The 14,542-nt window shown below is 60.8% G+C and carries 13 protein-coding genes, 1 tRNA gene and 1 riboswitch; of the genes, 4 read left to right on the forward strand and 10 right to left on the reverse strand.

Features of this window, described 5'->3' with window-relative positions; translation table 11 throughout:
* Positions 1 to 2: 2 nt before the first annotated feature.
* From gcvH to uvrD, 6 genes are all read right to left on the reverse strand, one after another.
* Complete coding sequence (gene gcvH / locus HY028_06450; GenBank protein ID MBI3344477.1) at positions 3 to 398, reverse strand: glycine cleavage system protein GcvH; 396 nt, start codon at positions 396 to 398, stop codon at positions 3 to 5.
* Positions 399 to 412: 14 nt separating this feature from the next.
* Positions 413 to 1,570 (reverse strand): glycine cleavage system aminomethyltransferase GcvT, encoded by a 1,158-nt coding sequence (gene gcvT, locus HY028_06455; GenBank protein ID MBI3344478.1) that lies wholly within the window; start codon positions 1,568 to 1,570, stop codon positions 413 to 415.
* Positions 1,571 to 1,712: 142 nt separating this feature from the next.
* Positions 1,713 to 1,811: riboswitch (glycine riboswitch) on the reverse strand.
* Positions 1,812 to 1,931: 120 nt separating this feature from the next.
* Positions 1,932 to 3,587 (reverse strand): iron ABC transporter permease, encoded by a 1,656-nt coding sequence (locus HY028_06460; GenBank protein MBI3344479.1) that lies wholly within the window; start codon positions 3,585 to 3,587, stop codon positions 1,932 to 1,934.
* 21 nt (positions 3,588 to 3,608) lie between these two features.
* On the reverse strand, positions 3,609 to 4,619 hold the full coding sequence (locus tag HY028_06465) for a Fe(3+) ABC transporter substrate-binding protein (protein MBI3344480.1): 1,011 nt from the start codon (positions 4,617 to 4,619) through the stop codon (positions 3,609 to 3,611).
* Between the two features lie 472 nt (positions 4,620 to 5,091).
* Positions 5,092 to 5,427: a c-type cytochrome gene (locus tag HY028_06470; GenBank protein MBI3344481.1), complete on the reverse strand. Its 336-nt coding sequence runs from the start codon at positions 5,425 to 5,427 to the stop codon at positions 5,092 to 5,094.
* Between the two features lie 347 nt (positions 5,428 to 5,774).
* Positions 5,775 to 7,967, reverse strand: a complete 2,193-nt coding sequence (uvrD, locus tag HY028_06475; protein MBI3344482.1) for a DNA helicase II — start codon at positions 7,965 to 7,967, stop codon at positions 5,775 to 5,777.
* A gap of 77 nt (positions 7,968 to 8,044) precedes the next feature.
* Here uvrD and HY028_06480 point away from each other — a divergent pair, with 77 nt between their 5' ends.
* The 3 genes from HY028_06480 to HY028_06490 all read left to right on the forward strand — a co-directional run bounded on the left by HY028_06480 (position 8,045) and on the right by HY028_06490 (position 9,810).
* Positions 8,045 to 8,800, forward strand: a complete 756-nt coding sequence (locus HY028_06480; GenBank protein MBI3344483.1) for a phytanoyl-CoA dioxygenase family protein — start codon at positions 8,045 to 8,047, stop codon at positions 8,798 to 8,800.
* A gap of 162 nt (positions 8,801 to 8,962) precedes the next feature.
* Positions 8,963 to 9,038: transfer RNA gene (locus tag HY028_06485), tRNA-Phe, on the forward strand.
* A 76-nt stretch (positions 9,039 to 9,114) separates the two neighbouring features.
* Positions 9,115 to 9,810, forward strand: a complete 696-nt coding sequence (locus HY028_06490; GenBank protein MBI3344484.1) for an SDR family oxidoreductase — start codon at positions 9,115 to 9,117, stop codon at positions 9,808 to 9,810.
* Between the two features lie 96 nt (positions 9,811 to 9,906).
* Here HY028_06490 and HY028_06495 read toward each other — a convergent pair whose 3' ends face one another.
* Complete coding sequence (locus HY028_06495; protein MBI3344485.1) at positions 9,907 to 10,443, reverse strand: HD domain-containing protein; 537 nt, start codon at positions 10,441 to 10,443, stop codon at positions 9,907 to 9,909.
* Between the two features lie 41 nt (positions 10,444 to 10,484).
* Between HY028_06495 and HY028_06500 the strand changes: the two genes are divergently transcribed.
* A complete protein-coding gene (locus HY028_06500) occupies positions 10,485 to 10,838 on the forward strand; it encodes a hypothetical protein (protein MBI3344486.1) in 354 nt (117 codons plus the stop codon).
* A gap of 32 nt (positions 10,839 to 10,870) precedes the next feature.
* Here the strand turns inward: HY028_06500 and cysQ are convergent, their stop codons facing one another.
* The 3 genes from cysQ to HY028_06515 form a co-directional block, all read right to left on the reverse strand.
* Positions 10,871 to 11,695, reverse strand: coding sequence for a 3'(2'),5'-bisphosphate nucleotidase CysQ (gene cysQ, locus HY028_06505; GenBank protein MBI3344487.1), 825 nt, complete (start codon positions 11,693 to 11,695; stop codon positions 10,871 to 10,873).
* On the reverse strand, positions 11,692 to 12,234 hold the full coding sequence (nudE, locus tag HY028_06510; GenBank protein ID MBI3344488.1) for an ADP compounds hydrolase NudE: 543 nt from the start codon (positions 12,232 to 12,234) through the stop codon (positions 11,692 to 11,694). Before nudE ends, cysQ begins: the two co-directional genes overlap by 4 nt.
* Before the next feature lie 121 nt (positions 12,235 to 12,355).
* The gene (locus HY028_06515) at positions 12,356 to 14,527 is read right to left on the reverse strand and encodes a S8 family peptidase (GenBank protein ID MBI3344489.1); all 2,172 of its coding nucleotides are present in this window, start codon (positions 14,525 to 14,527) and stop codon (positions 12,356 to 12,358) included.
* Between the last annotated feature and the right edge of the window lie 15 nt (positions 14,528 to 14,542).

Genomic DNA, 14,542 nt, shown 5'->3' on the forward strand with positions numbered 1-14,542 from the left:
GCTCAATGGGCCTCTGCGGCAATAAAGGCAGCATACGCCGCCGCGTCCAGCAACTGATTCAATTCTGCGGGATCAGCGGGTTTGATGCGAAACATCCAGGCCTGACCATAGGCGTCCTGATTGACAAGCTCGGGTTTATCGCTGAGTGCGCCGTTGGCCTCGATGATCTCACCGCTGATCGGGCAGTATATATCCGATGCCGCCTTCACCGATTCCACCACCGCGCACGCCTCACCGGCCTTGGCCTTGCGCCCGGCTCGTGGAAGCTCCACGTAGACCACGTCACCCAGCAAGTCCTGCGCGTGATCGCTGATGCCGACGGTCACCGTGCCGTCCTGGTTTGACTGCACCCACTCGTGGGTCTTGGTGTATTTGAGAGTGTTTGGTATGTTGCTCATTATTTCAACCTCATTTATAGGACAACGACAGCTCGCCCATTTCTCACGAACGGCGGCTTCACTACAGTCGCCGGAACCCACTTGCCGCGAATATCCACTTCACAACTCGTACCCGTCGCGGCGGGCACACGCGCCAGCGCAATCGCTTTACCCAGGGTCGGCGAATAACCGCCGCTGGTAGTTTCGCCTGCGCCGATTCCCGATACCCGCACCTTGAGATGGTTGCGCAGCACGCCCTTGCCGCTCAACACCAATCCCACCAGTTTGCGTTTCACGCCGGCGTTCTTTTGCCGCTCGAGCGCCGCACGCCCGATAAAATCGCGCGTTGCGGGTTCCCAGGCGACCGTCCACTCCAGGCCGCACTCCAATGGCGTAATGGTTTCATCCATGTCCGTGCCGTAAAGATTCATGCCCGCCTCCAAGCGCAATGTGTCGCGTGCGCCCAAACCGGCGGGCTTCACGCCTTTACCAAGCAGCGCGCGCCACATCGCGGCAGCGTCCTTGCCCGGCAGCAATATTTCGAAACCATCCTCACCGGTGTAGCCGGTGCGGCCGATAAAAATATCGCCGCTGGTCGCTCCCGGCATCCTGCCTCCCGCGACATTAGTAGAACCCTTCGCTACCGCTCTTCCCTGTACGTCATACGCGGCATAAAAGGGTTTGAGTTGTGCGGCCTGTTCGCGCAATGTCGGGTCCAGAACCTCACAGACGCGCTCGCGCGCCTTAGGTCCCTGCACGGCGATCATGGCGAGATCCGGACGCTCGGTGACCGTGACATCGAATGCCGCCACCTGCTTCTTGATCCAGGCCAAATCCTTTTCGCGCGTTGCCGCGTTGACCACGATGCGGAACCAGTTCTCGGTCATGAAGTACACGATGAGATCGTCAATCACACCACCCTGCTCGTTCAGCATGCAGGTGTAGAGCGCCTGCTGCGGCTTGAGTTTATCCACATTATTGGCGATCAGCCGGTGCAGAAAGGCGCGCACCCCGGCGCCGCGCAGATCCACGATGGTCATGTGCGAGACATCGAACATGCCCGCGTCGCGCCGCACCTGGTGATGCTCTTCAAGCTGCGAGCCGTAATGGATGGGCATGTCCCAGCCGGCGAAATCCACGATCTTCGCGCCTGCGGCAAGATGCTCGTTATAGAGTGGCGTGATATGTCCCATGCGTCCTTCCAATAAAAAAGGGCGATGCGTGTACGACTGCTCGCACACCCATCGCCCCTCTGTCCTGTTACCTGAGAGTTTTATCCCCTTCGGTGCCCGGCAACACACATCGAGTCGTATCGCCGGATCTCTCCAGAATTTATATTACCCTGCGGTCCTTTTGCCTGAGCGTTTCCGGGCGGTTGCGCCTTCGGCGCCCCGTCATGTTTTTCTATGACGGGGGCTCTCCCACAGGGTAAACATCAGCGCCTACTATACTATGGAGGGCCAAGCTCTTGCCAGTGTAAAAACGGTGAGGCGTGAGAGGTGAGAGGCTGGTACAAAGTGAGGAGTAAGGGGTAAGGGGTGAGGAATAAATGCCTTACGCCTTACGCCTCACTAACAGAATGACCGGCAACAAGCCCACCAGCACCAGGGTCAAGGCCGGCAGTGCGGCGCGCTGCCATTCGCCCTCCGAGGTCAGCTCGAAGATGCGGATGGCGAGCGTATCCCAATCGAACGGGCGCAACAGCAGGGTGGCGGGAAGTTCCTTCATGACCTCTACGAACACCAGCAGGGCCGCGCTTAAGAGTCCGGGGCGCAGGATCGGCAGGTACACGCGCCACAACAGCTCCCTATGGCTCGCGCCCAGGCTGCGCGCGGCCTGCTGCAGCGACGGCTTGATGCGTTCCAGGGCGCTCTCGACCGGGCCGTGGGCGACCGCCAGAAAACGCACCAGGTAGGCAAACAACAGGGCCGCCACACTGCTGCTCAACAGCAACCCGGTGGAAACACCAAAGACAGTCTGTACGAACGCATCCACCTGCCGGTCCAGCCGGGTGAAGGCCAACATGATACCCACCGCCAGCACCGCGCCCGGCAAGGCGTACCCCAGCGTCGCCAGCCGCGTGACTGCCCGCATCAGGCGGCCCGGCCATTGTTTACGCACATAGGCAAGCAGCACGGCTGCCGCCACGGTGAACAGCGCGGCCAGCAGGCCGAGACTCACCGTGTGGCTGACAAATTCGACATAGCCCGCATCCAGATCCTCAATCCCCGCGCTCACCAGCCAGAAAATGAGCTGTCCGACCGGGATGATAAAGGCAAGCGCCAGGACTGACAAAGCGAAGCCGCACGCCGCAGCGGCCCGCAGCCCTGTCAAGCGGTGACGATGACCCTGTACCGGTTTGCCGGCCGCATAATAGCGTGACTGGCCGCGCCAGTGCCGCTCGGCATACAAGGCCACCGCCACAAACAGCAACAGCAAGGTGGACAACTGAGCGGCCGCACCCAGATTGAACAGGCCGAACCACGCCTTGTAGATCGCCGTGGTAAAGGTGTCGTAATTAAAGATCGTGACCGCTCCGAAATCGGCGAGCGTTTCCATCAGCGCCAGGGCGACACCGGCGGCGATGGCCGGCCGCGCCATCGGCAGGGCGATGCGCACAAACGCCGCGCGGGGGCTCAAGCCCAGGCTGCGGCCGGCCTCCATCAACGTGCGTCCCTGACTCAGGAAGGCGCTGCGCGCCAGCATGTACACATAAGGATACAGGGCGAGGGTCATCACCGCGATCACGCCGCCCTCTGAGCGGATGCGCGGGAACCAATAGCCGTTCTGGCCGAATACCGCACGCAACGCCGCCTGCACCGGGCCGCTGAAATCCAGCAGGCCCACCGCCACAAAGGCCATCACGTAGGCGGGGATGCCGAGCGGCAGCATCAACGCCCACTCAAAGACGCGCCGGCCCGGGAACTCATACATCACGGTCAGCCAGGCGAGCCCCACACCCAGCACCAACACACCCGCCCCCACACCCAATAGCAACACCAGGGTGTTACGCAGCAATTCACCCAGCACCGTATCCGCGAGATGCCGCCACACCTCGCTGCTCGGCGTGAGCCAGGCGGGCAGCAGCATCAAGACCGGCATGCTCACCAGCACGGCGATCAACAGGGCGGCGACCCTCCACCACCCGCCGTCCGAGACGCGCCAGGCCGGGCGCACGGCCTGTGTGTCCACACTACCGGGATAAAACATGGCGGGGCCGTTGCTTAAACGTTACTTATATCCCGCCCTGTCCATCAGCATCACCGCCTTGGCCTGCAGCTTGCCTGCCTCGGAGACGTTGACCGTGTCGTGCTTGAACTCGCCCCAGGAGGCCGCCAGCGGATCAGGTTTCACCTTCGGGTTGGCGGGAAACTCCATATTCGAATCGGCAAACAGATTCTGCGCTTTGTCCGACGACAGCCACTCCAAAAGCTTCATAGCGGCCTCAGGGTGCTTGGCGTGACGAGTGACGCCCGCGCCGGAGATATTCACGTGCACGCCATTTTCGTTCTGATTAGGCCAGAAAATAGCGATCGGTGTCTCGGGGTGTTTTTTCTTGAGACGGCCGAAATAGTAGCTGTTGACGATGCCCACGTCGCACTGCCCTGCCGCCATCGCATCAAGCAGGTTCTCGTCGTCGGAGAACACATCGGTGGCGAGATTGGGTATCCAGGATTTGACGATCGCTTCTGTCTTGGGCTCGCCGTAGCGCGAGATCATCATCGCCACCAGCGATTGGTTATAGACCTTTTTGGAGCTGCGCAGGCACAGGCGTCCCTTCCATTTCGGATTGCCGAGATCTTCATAACTGACCAGGTCGGCAGGTTTCACCTTTTTGGTGTTATACACGATCGTGCGGGCGCGCACCGAGAGGCCGTACCACTGGCCGTCCGGATCGCGCAGGTGGGCGGGGATGTTCTCCTCCAGAACCTTGGAGTTGACCTTCGCCAACACACCACGCTCTGCGGCTTGCCACAGATTGCCGGCGTCCACGGTGATCAGCATATCGGCCGGGGTCTTGTCGCCCTCGGCCTGGAGGCGCTCCAGCAACGGTCCCTCTTTGCCGGTCACAAACTTGACCTTGACGCCGGTTTCTTTGGTGTAAGCGTCAAACAGCGGCTTGATCAACTGTTCGTTACGGGCCGAATAGACCACTACCGTCCCAGCGGCCTGGACCGTTGGGACCAGGATGAGACTGCCCAGTAAAAGGGCGCCTAATGCCAGGCGATGCAACTGTTTCATGTCCTCTCTCCGTTATTTCAAGGTGCGGGATGCACTTAATACTAATGATAATTATTATCATTAATAAATTCAACAGTTTTTTATCGGCTGTAAGATTTACCCCGAAGGTCTTTGCTTTTATTAAGGTGTTGCCCGAGCAGGAGGTGAGAAAACTGGCTGGGCTGAGGCTGGCCGCCTCTCCTGCGCATCCTGCGAGACTCTGCGAGACAAGGATGTACTAGTGTCGCGGGAGGCAGAGGATGCCGGGAGCGACCGCCCACGACATTCGCACTTTCGTCGCTCCCGCTATCCTGCTTCGCTCGAAAGCCCAGGGTTCGCCTTCCTGGCGAACCCGCTCGACGAGATTCGTCTCGCCCCTATGCAGCCGTCGCTCCTGCGCATCCGTGCGCCCGCGACATTCGCACTTCCCTGTGCAGCAAAACAAAAGCCAGCTTTTGGCTGGCTTTTGTGTGTAAATGAAGCTGTTTTTTTGTTACTTCGCCAGAGACAGAATAAAATCTACCAGCTTGTCGATGTTCTCGTCCGCGACGCGCGGGGAATAGGCAGGCATCACACCCATCTTCCAGCGGCCGGTGCCGCCCTTGTGCACCCAGGCAACCAGATTCGCCTTGGCGGCCGCATCACCCTTGTACTTGGCGCTGACATCGTTCCAGGCTGGACCGACGCGCTTCTGCTCAATAGAATGGCAAGCAAGACAGCCGCTTTCCTTCGCCAGGGCCTTACCGGCCTCCATATCCAGGGCGGCATTCGCCTGACCGGCCAGCAACAGGGTCGCAGCCGCGCTACCAATCAACCAACTTTTTTTCATTACTTTCTCCTTAAAATGCTGTTTAAATTTAAATTAAAATCAGGGTTTGCTCTCAGGCGATGCCGGCAGCAACTGACTGATTCATTATTATCTCACGATCTTGACCCTAAAGATCAAGTGGCCAATAGATTGTTGAAAAAGGCCATCCATGGCCTTTTTCAACAACGAAAAGCAAAAAGTGTGATTTTTACTTTTCTTCATTTTCCAAGCATAAAAAACCGTGCTTGAAAATGCCGGGCCCTCCATGGCCCGACTAGCGGCCTGTTTTTCAACAGGCCGCTAGTCGATTCCGGCACTCGAGATTGCAGATATGCAAGATCTTTACCATTTCGCACGGGATTCGACCTCTAAACCGCTTGCAAGTTCGCGTAGGCCACCATCAGCCACTTACTCCCCCCACGTCCAAAACTGATCTGCACCCGGGCTTGTTCACCCTGACCCTCATAGTTCAGCACCACCCCTTCGCCGAATTTGGCGTGGCGTACCTGCTGGCCGAGCTGCAGCGAGCCCTCCGGCGACGGGCTTGAGGCTGACGAACCAGAGGAGGGACGGGGCCGCTCGCGCGGCGTGAGTCCTGCGCCGTACTTCGCGGGGGCGGACCCGCTGAGACGCACCTCGCTGGTCAGTTCCTCCGGGACCTCGCGCAGAAACCGCGAGGGGCGCGGATAGGTCTCCGAGCCATGCAGGCGGCGGGTCTCGGCGTGGGTGAGATAAAGATGGCGCTGGGCGCGGGTCATGCCTACGTAGCACAAACGGCGCTCCTCCTCGAGCCGGCCGGGTTCTTCCGCCGACATCCGGTGGGGAAACAGACCCTCTTCCATTCCGGTCAGAAACACCAGCGGAAACTCCAGGCCCTTGGCCGAATGCAGGGTCATGAGCTGTACGCAGTCCTCCCAGGACTGACCTTGGCCTTCGCCGGCCTCGAGCGCGGCATGCGCCAGAAAGGCGGAGAGCGGATCTAAGCCCTGGTCATTATCGGGCGGGAAGTAACGCGCGGCGTTGACCAACTCCTCCAGATTTTCGAGCCGCGCCTGGCCCTTTTCGCCCTTTTCCTTGGAGTGATGATCCAATAGTCCGCTGTGCCGCAGGATGTGTTCGGTCTGCTCGGCCAGGCCGAGGCCAATGGTCTCCTGCGCCAGGTGCTCGATGAGGTTGAGAAAGCCCGCCACGGCATTGGCGGCGCGCGTCGGCAGGGTCGCCTGTCTAATCAGACCATGCGCAGTTTGCCACAAGGTTATGCCCCGCGCGCGCGCCTCGGCGCGGATCACCTCCAGGCTGCTGTCGCCGATGCCGCGGGTGGGCAGGTTCACCACCCGCTCGAAGGAGGCGTCGTCTGCGCGGTTGGCGATGAGCCGCAGGTAGGCGAGCGCATCCTTGATCTCGGCGCGCTCGAAAAAACGCAAGCCGCCGTAGACGCGGTAGGGCATAGCGGCCTGGAGCAGGGCCTCTTCCAGCACCCGCGACTGGGCGTTGGAGCGGTACAAGATAGCGGCCTCGACGCGCCGCCCGCCCTGCGCCACCCACTGGCGGATGCGCTCCACCACAAAGCGCGCCTCGTCCAGATCGTTGAAGGCGGAGTAAACCAGTATGGGCGTGCCCTGTTCACCCGCCGTCCACAGATTTTTGCCGAGCCGCCCGCTGTTATGGGCGATCAGCGCGTTGGCGGCGTTGAGGATAGTGGCGGTGGAGCGGTAGTTTTGTTCCAGGCGCAGAACGCGGGTGTCGGGATAGTCCTTGCTGAACTGCTGGATGTTCTCGATGCGCGCGCCACGCCAGCCGTAAATGGATTGATCGTCATCGCCGACCATGAACAGCTTGTTCTCATGACCCGCCAGCAGGCGCAGCCAGCTATATTGAATGGCATTGGTGTCCTGAAACTCATCCACCAGAACGGCGCGGAAACGCTGCCGGTAATGCGCCAGCACCTCCGGCTGGGTGCGCCACAAATCATGCGCGCGCAGCAGCAGTTCGGCGAAGTCCACCAGCCCCGAGCGCTCGCACATCTCCTCATAAGCGCGGTAGATGCGCAGCATCTGGCGCAGGTGCGGATCGCCATTGTCGTCCAGGTGCTGCGGGCGCTGGCCTTCGTCCTTGCGCGCGTTGATGAACCACTGCGCCTGCCGCGGCGCCCACTGCGCCTCGTCCAGATTCAGGGCCTTGAGCACCCGGCGTACCGCGCGGTATTGGTCTTCGCCGTCCAGGATCTGAAAGGTCTGCGGGAGACCGGCCTCGCGCCAGTGGGCGCGCAGCAGACGGTGCGCCAGACCGTGGAAGGTGCCGACCCACATCCCGCCGACGGAGACGCCCAGCAACTGTTCGATGCGCCCGCGCATGCCCGCCGCCGCCTTGTTGGTGAAGGTCACCGCGAGGATGCCGGACGGCGAGGCCTGGCCGGTCTCAATCAGCCAGGCGATGCGATGCACCAGCACGCGGGTCTTGCCGCTGCCCGCGCCCGCGAGAATCAGCAAGGAGCCGGGCGGTGCGGTGACCGCTTCACGTTGGGCGTCGTTTAAGGGATCGAGCAGGCGGGTAACATCCATATAATAATTTTAACACATCGCCAGCGGGCCTCATGAACCCAGCATGTGGGGTAAATTACCGGTAAAATGCGCGCTCTATGCTCACTCAAACCGAACTCGAGCGGTTTCACCAAGACGGCTATATCATCGTGCGCGCGCTGGCGAGCGCCGCTGAAGTCGCCGGGATGAAGGCGGTCGCCGAACGGGCGCTGGCGGAAAACACGGCGCCGGTTGAATACGAGGCGGACCTGCACTACCCGGGCGCGCCGCCCTCCCGCGACGCGCCCGGCGGACGCACCGCGCGGCGCTTGTTGCAGGCCTATGCGCGAGATGCGGTGTTCAAGTCTTGGGCGACGAAGCCTGCCGTAGTTGAGAAACTGCGGCAACTGTTGGGCGCACATATCGTCTTGTCGCAAGCCCATCACAACTGCATCATGAGCAAGCAGCCGCACTACAGCAGCGACACGCTCTGGCATCAGGACATCCGTTACTGGGCCTTCGAGCGTCCCGAGCTGGTGAGTGCGTGGCTGGCGCTGGGGCCGGAATCTCCGGAAAACGGCGGCCTTTACGTGCTGCCGGGCACTCACATCATGAGCTTTGCGCCGTCGCGTATGGACGAGGCGCAATTTCTACGCACCGATCTTGCCGGGAATCGGATGCTCATCGCCACCCAGGTCCCGGTGCTGCTTGCCGCGGGGGATGTGTTGTTTTTTCACTGCCGCACCGTACATGCGGCCGGCCGCAATCAAACCGGACAGACCAAGTTTTCGGTGGTTTTCACCTACCACGCTGCCGACAATCACCCCCTGCCCGGCACGCGCTCGGAGGCATCTCCGGAGATCGCCATCGCCTAGTTCAGGCAGTTTGCTTGACTCAAAACGATCCAAACACGGTACAATACGCCCCTTTCCTGAGGTAACGCCAGGGATGGCCAAGGTGAGTTGCCCTCATCCCCATCCCTTCTCCCTGGGGGAGAAGGGGGCGAGCCGATGCGCTACGCGCGCTTTGTATTATTTGGCCAGGTAGCTCAGTTGGTAGAGCAGGGGACTGAAAATCCCCGTGTCGGCGGTTCGATTCCGTCCCTGGCCACCATATCACCACCTGCCGCTTGTCTCCCGCTGCGGTCTCTGGTAAAACTCCTTTCTACACCGCGAAGGAGAGTACCGCCATGCCCACCCTATTAATCACCGGAACGAATCGTGGCTTAGGCCTGGAGTTTGTGCGCCAGTATGCGAAGGACAACTGGCAGGTGCATGCCTGCTGCAGGGAGCCGGACAAGGCGCGCGAGCTGAGGCAGTTGGCATCACAATATAAAAACATCGGCGTGCACGAGCTGGATGTGGCGGATCACAAGCAGATTGAGGCGCTCGGCAAAAAGTTGCGCGACACGCCTATTGATATAGTGCTCAACAACGCGGGCGTTTATGCGGGAAATAGTGACGAGAGTTTCGGCACGCTGAATTACCAGGCGTGGAACCATGCGTTTCGCATCAATACCATGGCCGCCGCCAGGATGGCCGAGGTGTTTGCGGAGCAGGTGGCGCACAGCGACAAACGCCTGATCGCGGCCCTGTCCAGTCTGATGGGCAGCATGGCGGATAACGGCAGCGGCGGGAGTTATTTATACCGCTCCAGCAAGGCGGCGCTGAATGCCGTCATGGTGAGTCTGGCGCGCGGCCTCAAGGGGCGCCGCATCGGCACGCTGGTGTTGCATCCGGGTTGGGTCAAGACCGACATGGGCGGCCCGAACGCCGAGATCACCACCGAGGTCAGCGTGCGCGGGATGCGCAGGGTGATGGAGGAGTTTGCGTTAAAAGACTCCGGCCGCTTTATCGCCTACGACGGCAAGGAGTTGCCGTGGTAGCGGGGCGACCACAGAGAACAAATTTCACCGCAGAGGGCGCGGAGGAGAAATAAGTTATTTGATCGCAGTTCTCTGTGTCCTCCGCGGTGAAACGTTTTATTTGTAACCCCACAAACGGTGCATATCAATGTTGACGACCTTGTCGCGCGCCACCATTTCCCGTATTGCATAATTTTCATGAGTGGTGTCGCGCCGCGCAGGGGCAAGCAGCGGGGCGGCGCGCGGCCCCATGACGCTCTGTACGACAGGACAATTCCCCGCCGCGCCGCGCTTTATGACAATAGCGATCTCGCCGTTCGCCAGCCTCACGAAGGCGCCTGGAGGGAATACCCCAAGTTCCTTGATGAATAATTGCGCCAGCTCCGCGTCCAATTCTTCCCCCCGCTTCAAAAAAATATCGCGTAGCGCATCCTTGGCGAGAATTTGATTTCGGTAGACGCGCGGGGCGATCATCGCGCTGTATGAATCCGCCAGCGAGACGATGCGCACGCTGAGCGGGATGTCTTCGCCACGCAGGGCGCCCAGGTAGCCGCTGCCGTCCAGCTTTTCGTGATGGTGCAACACGGTCTTGATCCACACCTGGTCTTGAACTCCCGACTCGGTGAGCAGATCGGCGGCTTGCAAGGGGTGCAACCGAATCGCTTCCCTTCATCCGTCAGGGGCGTCTCCTGTTTTTGCAAGGTTTCCTGCAGGTCTATCATCGCTACGTTGGCGGTCAGCGCCGCGGCGAGTATCGGGAGACGTTCTTCCGGGGAAACGCCCTTGCGTTTGGCGATGAGTTCGCTGAGTGTGGCGACCGCCAGCGGATGGGTGAGGGTGTAGCGCCCTTCGACGTCGGTATGGAACATTGCCAGCACCGCGTCGGAATCCGTCTCGCACAGGGTTCGCAGTTCTTTGTAAAGTTTGATGACCCGCTCCGGCGGATCATCGCCTTGACGGTAAATGATGCCGTGAAAGATAGCCTTCAGCCGGATCTGGAAATCCTCCAGAAGGTGAAACGGATTTTTCCAACCGCGAGCTTCTCCTGATCTGAACAAAGAACTACATCTCAGCCCATAAGTCAAGAAGTTGTATCGGCACCTTTAAGATATTGCGACCAATCCCGTTCGGGATCGCCGGATACGAAAAAATGGGGATTGAGCAGATCGGATTTGGTGTTATAGCACAGGGTTTGCATGCGGGTGTCGGTCACCCGGCCGCCGGCCTCCTCGACGATACACTGCGCGGCGGCGGTGTCCCATTCGGAGGTGGGGCCCAGGCGCGGGTAAACATCGGCCCGGCCCTCGGCCACCAGACAGGATTTGAGCGAGCTGCCGATGCTCAGGATTTCATGGTCGCCGAGCCGGGCAAGAAAGCCGCGCAGGCTGTCGCCGCTGTGCGAACGGCTGGCGGCCACCGTACACCGCCCGCCCGCATAGCGCCGGGTGTGTATGGCCTGGGGTAGGGCGTCCGGGACTTGTTTGTAGGCGCCGTGACCACGGCTCGCAAAGTAGCAAAGGCCGGTCACCGGCGCATACACTACACCCAGCACGGGGTGTTGCTCATCAATAAGCGCAATGTTCACCGTGAACTCGCCGTTGCGCTTGATGAATTCGCGGGTGCCGTCGAGCGGATCTATCAGCCAATATCGCCGCCACGCGGCGCGCTCGCTGAACGGGATATGGGCGGACTCCTCCGATAACATGGGCAGATCGGGCGTGATCCGCCTCAAGCCCTCACAAATCGTCTGGTGCGCGGCGAGGTCGGCGTGGGTGAGCGGCGTGAGGTCGTCTTTGTGGGTCACGGCGAAGTCGGTGGTGTAGATCTGCATGATCTTGCGCCCGGCCTCTGCGGCGATTTCAACTACCGCTTTCAGAAAACGGCTGGGGTTGTCGTGGTTGCTCATTTCAGCAGCATCTCGCGGACGATAAATAACGCGGCGATGCTGCGTGCCTCGGTGCACTCGTCCTCTGCCAACAGCGCTTTAAGCTCGCTCAGCTTCCACGGCACGACCTCGATCTCTTCCGGTTCATCGCCGGGCTGTTTATCGGGATACAGGTCTTGGGCAAGCACGATGTGCGTGACATTGCCCTGATAACCCGGCGCCAGGGTGAGCGAGGTGATATGGCTCAGCGTGCGCGCGCCGTAACCGACCTCCTCCTTGATCTCGCGGTCGGCGGCGTCGAGCAGCGCCTCGCCCTTCTCGACTCGCCCCTTGGGCAGGGCGAGATCGTAGCGTTCGACACCGGCGGCGTATTCGCGAATCAGCAGCACGGTGTCGTTATCCAGCATGGGCACGATCAGCACCGCGCCGCGCGGGGAACTGCGCAGGCGTTCGTACTCAACCTCGACGCCGTTGGAAAACCGCAGGGCGACCTGCTCTACATGAAAGATACGGGTCTTGGCGAGGGTCTGGGTGCGGAGGATTTGCGGGGGTTTGGGCATTGCCTCATCCGTTTTGAACCGCCAAGACGCCGAGAACGCCAAGATCTTTTTTTATAATTCAAAAGTTTCTCTTGGTGAACTTGGCGCCTTGGCGGTTGACGATATAGCTTTCAGAGGTTCCTTAGAACCTGTAGCGGGTGAGCGGGATTTGCCTGCCATCGGGCAATGTGAGGGTAGCCTCGGTGGCATTAGTGAATTGCAGTGTGACAGCGCCCACATTGCTGGGGTTCGAGGGCGGATGATGCGTGCCGGTCAAGGTTTGTCCGTTGGCATATTGCTGCCAGGTCCCTTGATAGAGCGTCGCAGTGCTCATCGTGCCGCTCGTGCTATACCAGATGGGGTTGCCGCTCGCATCATACATGTAACCGGCCATGAATAACGTGTTGCCCTGAATCTCGATGGTGAAGCCGCGGCCGCTTTCGGCGGCGTTCCACCACCAGCCGGTCTCGGGCTGGAAGGCGGGCGTGCCCGAACCGTACATATAACGCTCTACGGGTATCGTCCCGCCGGGCCAGGTGAGGGTGGCATGACTGGGGTCGCTAAACTGGAGGCTGACCGCTCCCACGTTGGCATTGGTCAGCGAGGCCGGCTGGTAAACACCGGTCAAGGTTTGGCCGTTGCCGAAGGATTGCAACACGCCGTTGTACTGGGTCGGGCTGCTCATCGCACCTGCCGAGGTAAGCCAGGTGGCGCGGCCGCCGTCGGCGTACAAATAACCGGCCATGAATAAATTATTGCCTTGCACTTCGATGCTGAAGCCGCGGCCGCTTTCGGCGGGATTCCACCACCAGCCGTCCATGACCACAGGGGCGGTCAGGGCCTGGGTGACGGCCGCGGCGGCATTGATGATGCCCGCGCCGCACAGCGCCGTGGTGCAGTTCGATCCGGCGGGAAAGGCGCGTGCGGTGGATTGAATGATGGACAGCACCTGCGCGGGACTTAAGCCGGGGTTGACCGAGAGCATCAGCGACACGATACCCGCGACGTGGGGCGTGGCCATGCTGGTGCCTTCGTAGTACTGGTAATCGTCGCTCTGCGCCAGCACCTTGCCGTCATTGAGCGTGGACAGCACGCCGTTGGGATCGCTGTGGTAAGCCTTCTCTCCGCCCGGCGCGGCGATTTTTACCAAGGAACCGAAGTTGCTGTAGGACGCCTTGGAGCCGCTGCGATTGGTGGCGGCGACTGAAATAACGCCGTTGCAGTTCGCCGGGCTAGCCACATCGGTATTCTCATTGTCGCGATGGTTGCCGGCGGCAACCACCACCACCGCACCGGCGGCGACAATGTCGTTGATGGCGGTCTGTTCGGTGATGCTACAGGGTCCGGCGCCACCCAGGCTCAGGTTCAACACCTTGGCGGGGTTGGGGTTAGAAGGCGCTCCCGTGACAGGCAGGCCCGCCGCCCAGCGCATGCCGTCGGTGATATCCGATGCGTGCCCGTTGCCACACTTGCCCAGTACACGCACCGGCAGAATCTTCGATACCCAATTGACGCCCGCCACGCCGCGCCCATTATTCGTGGCGGCGCCGAGGGTGCCCGCGACATGGGTGCCGTGCCAGGAACTATAAGTGGGTTTGCAATCTGTAAAAAACCCCAGCGAGGTGATGCCCAAGTATTCATAGTCGGAGACCCAGTCCCCCGGATCGGTCGGATCGCTATCGCGGCCATCGCCGTCGTTGGCCCTGAAAAAAATACCCGGCGCGTCTTCGGAGACAAAGTCATAACCCGGCAGCATGCGCCCCGCCAGGTCTTCATGCGGCAGAATCCCGGTATCCACCACTGCCACCACGACATTGGCGGAGCCGGTGGTCACATCCCACGCCGCGGGCAGATTGACCGCGCCGATCTCATCGCTGCTTGCCTTGTAGTGCCATTGATTGACGTACTGCGTATCGTTGGGCGCTTTCATGTGATGCATGAGGCGGTCGGGTTCGACATATTCGACCTCCGGCAGAGCCTGCAGGCGGCGCACGATGGCTTGCATCTCGGCCTCGCTCATCGGCCGCGGCAACTTCAGCACCTGCGCCCCGCCGGACATGGGGCGCAAAGGAGTGAGCGGAACGCCGGCCTTGCGGCTCATCGCCTTGAGCTTGTCGCCGGACAGCGGCGCCGCCCGGGCGCTCTGCTTGCCGTCCGCCGCCGGACTGCGGAGCTTGACGATGATCCGGTCGGTGCTGCTGAGTTTGGGCGTCAGCCGCGGTTCGGTGAGATCATCAGCCGAAACAATCACCGGAAACACCGCAAGACAGACCGCGATGACAGCCAGCGTGTGCTTAAGCATCTTGAATTTCATACGTTTACTCCCCTT

It is taken from the genome of Gammaproteobacteria bacterium (assembly GCA_016195665.1).
In the GTDB taxonomy this organism is placed as follows: domain Bacteria; phylum Pseudomonadota; class Gammaproteobacteria; order SURF-13; family SURF-13; genus JACPZD01.

Excerpts from the sequence above, each read along its gene's own strand:
- nudE (MBI3344488.1), bottom strand. The coding sequence starts at position 12,234 with ATGCCCAAACCCCCGCAAATCCTCCGCACCCAGACCCTCGCCAAGACC.
- HY028_06460 (MBI3344479.1), bottom strand. The coding sequence starts at position 3,587 with ATGTTTTATCCCGGTAGTGTGGACACACAGGCCGTGCGCCCGGCCTGG.
- gcvT (MBI3344478.1), bottom strand. The coding sequence starts at position 1,570 with ATGGGACATATCACGCCACTCTATAACGAGCATCTTGCCGCAGGCGCG.
- HY028_06480 (MBI3344483.1), top strand. The coding sequence starts at position 8,045 with ATGCTCACTCAAACCGAACTCGAGCGGTTTCACCAAGACGGCTATATC.
- HY028_06465 (MBI3344480.1), bottom strand. The coding sequence starts at position 4,619 with ATGAAACAGTTGCATCGCCTGGCATTAGGCGCCCTTTTACTGGGCAGT.
- HY028_06470 (MBI3344481.1), bottom strand. The coding sequence starts at position 5,427 with ATGAAAAAAAGTTGGTTGATTGGTAGCGCGGCTGCGACCCTGTTGCTG.
- gcvH (MBI3344477.1), bottom strand. The coding sequence starts at position 398 with ATGAGCAACATACCAAACACTCTCAAATACACCAAGACCCACGAGTGG.
- HY028_06515 (MBI3344489.1), bottom strand. The coding sequence starts at position 14,527 with ATGAAATTCAAGATGCTTAAGCACACGCTGGCTGTCATCGCGGTCTGT.
- uvrD (MBI3344482.1), bottom strand. The coding sequence starts at position 7,967 with ATGGATGTTACCCGCCTGCTCGATCCCTTAAACGACGCCCAACGTGAA.
- cysQ (MBI3344487.1), bottom strand. The coding sequence starts at position 11,695 with ATGAGCAACCACGACAACCCCAGCCGTTTTCTGAAAGCGGTAGTTGAA.
- HY028_06490 (MBI3344484.1), top strand. The coding sequence starts at position 9,115 with ATGCCCACCCTATTAATCACCGGAACGAATCGTGGCTTAGGCCTGGAG.